Origin of the sequence: Bartonella sp. AP65SXKL, assembly GCF_042195725.1 — a bacterium.
In the GTDB taxonomy this organism is placed as follows: domain Bacteria; phylum Pseudomonadota; class Alphaproteobacteria; order Rhizobiales; family Rhizobiaceae; genus Bartonella.
Genome location: NZ_JBHIOW010000055.1, coordinates 1 through 1,958, shown reverse-complemented (window position 1 = coordinate 1,958; position 1,958 = coordinate 1). Strand labels below are relative to the sequence as shown.

General features: G+C 36.9%; 2 pseudogenes. Both read left to right on the top strand.

Annotated features, from left to right (window positions below):
• Nucleotides 1-405 (top strand): annotated as a pseudogene (locus ACFIMP_RS09575) (hypothetical protein); the annotation flags it as partial.
• A 598-nt stretch (nt 406-1,003) separates the two neighbouring features.
• Nucleotides 1,004-1,673, top strand: a pseudogene (locus tag ACFIMP_RS09570) (phage antirepressor KilAC domain-containing protein).
• Nucleotides 1,674-1,958 lie beyond the last annotated feature (285 nt).

Genomic DNA, 1,958 nt, shown 5'->3' with positions numbered 1-1,958 from the left:
AAATAAAGCGTATAAGAAGAGGTGTTTATATTAAAGAAAAGGCGACAGCAAGGTTTCTTGAGACAGATATCATTGGTCCTGGAACACCGATACTTCTTAAATTTTTTAAAGCAAAAGAACAAAACGCAGCGTGGCTTACAAAATGTTTGTAAAAAAACAAATCTTGCCCATGTTTTTATCAAGGATCGGAGTTTTCCAAAGCGTGTTGAATTAAAAAAGCTGAATGGTAATGTTTTTCAAAGAGTGGATGGAAATCAATTCCCCATTGCAAAACAAGAGGGACCCTCAATTGCTAGGGTGATGTCAAAGCCAGAGATTACAAGTGCTATTGTAAAAAAAGCCAATGAGAGATTAATTGCCAATATACAGTACCAACTTGCTCATCATGAATACGCTGGCTGTTAATAAGAAAGGCTAGATTATGTTCTTAAACTTTATCTATATATTCCATATCCTTATGAGTTTATGCATTACACACTTTGATTGCAATTTTAAAAACAGATTATCACTTATGCTTTGTTTTTCCATAAAAAAGTCAATAAAATCAATGTAAAAGGTACTTCCCAGCGGGTTGGCTTCGTTGCGGGACAGGCTAGTGCGAACTATCGCTAGCGACAGAATTTTCAATTTGACTGTACATTGTACACTTAACTCATTGATAAATAACAATTTCAATATGTACACTGTACAGTATGTGAAACGTTTTCTTAGCAAAAAGTAATTTTTATTACTGGACAATTCTAGTAATAGGTATTTTCAAATCAGGTGCCTCAAAAACACCTTAAAACAACTAGCGGATTAGTTGCCGAAATAACTAATCTTCCGCAATTTAAAAGCTTTAACTCATTCTATGCTACATGCATATAATAGCTTTGTCAGGTGTGGCTATGCCATATACCCCCCTTCGGGGAAAGGCATAACGACGGACTAGATGCCGTGTTTCTTAGCGACCAGCACTCTTTTAGAATGTCATTAAGGAACGTCTAACATCTAAGAATTCTTTATGAATACCATTATTAAAATTACTGAATTATGTGGCAAAAGGCATGACAATATTATGCGTGACATCAAGAAAACGCTTGAAGAACTTAACGCCCTCAAATTTGAGAAGGTTGATTTTGGTGGGCACTACCTTGATAACATAAGGTGAAAGCCGCCCTTGTTATAACCCGCCAAAGCGTGAATGCTTAATTCTTGTTTCTAGTTACAGCACTGCCTTACGAGCAAAGATAATTAACCGTTGGAAAGACAAGTAGCTATTCCATAAATTGATTACTCCAAACCCGAAGTATTACTTGGCGCCTTAAATCATCTACAAAATCAAATTGAGCAGAAAGACCATGTTATTTCAGAATTAGCACCAAAAGCAAAAGCTTTAGAAGGCTTAAAACGCTCTGATGGTTTGTTTGGTTTGATTGAAGCCGCGAAGATGTTGGAGATAAGACCAAAGGATTTAATAGATTACTTGCGTAAAAATGATTGGGTGTATCGACGTGCTCCAAGTGGTCCATTGTTACCTTAATCAGGATAAAATCAACAAAGGATTCATGGACTGTTCTGCCATCACCATTCAAAAACCGGATGGAACAGAAAAGGTGCTGCCTTCAACAAAAATCACACTTAAAGGATGGGCAGCATGTTTGAGAGAACAAGTCCACGGAGGCGTGCAATGAAGGTAGATTCTAACTTCTTATGCGATTTATGGATGGCATTATCTCAATTTTCTAGACATGAAAATATGAGTGATAAGATTGTACTGCTCTGGTTGACATCATGAGTTTAGTAGAAAAAGCTTTGATTTTAAAACTTCAAGATGAAGTGCCAATCCTTCTTTCGATATCTTTCTCATCTGACGCTCCATAAAAAAGCCCCACATCAGTGGGGGCTGGATAAAATGATGTTCTAATCAATCTCGCGTTAATTATAATAAAGTGGCTCGCTACATCCACGGGCGCCTA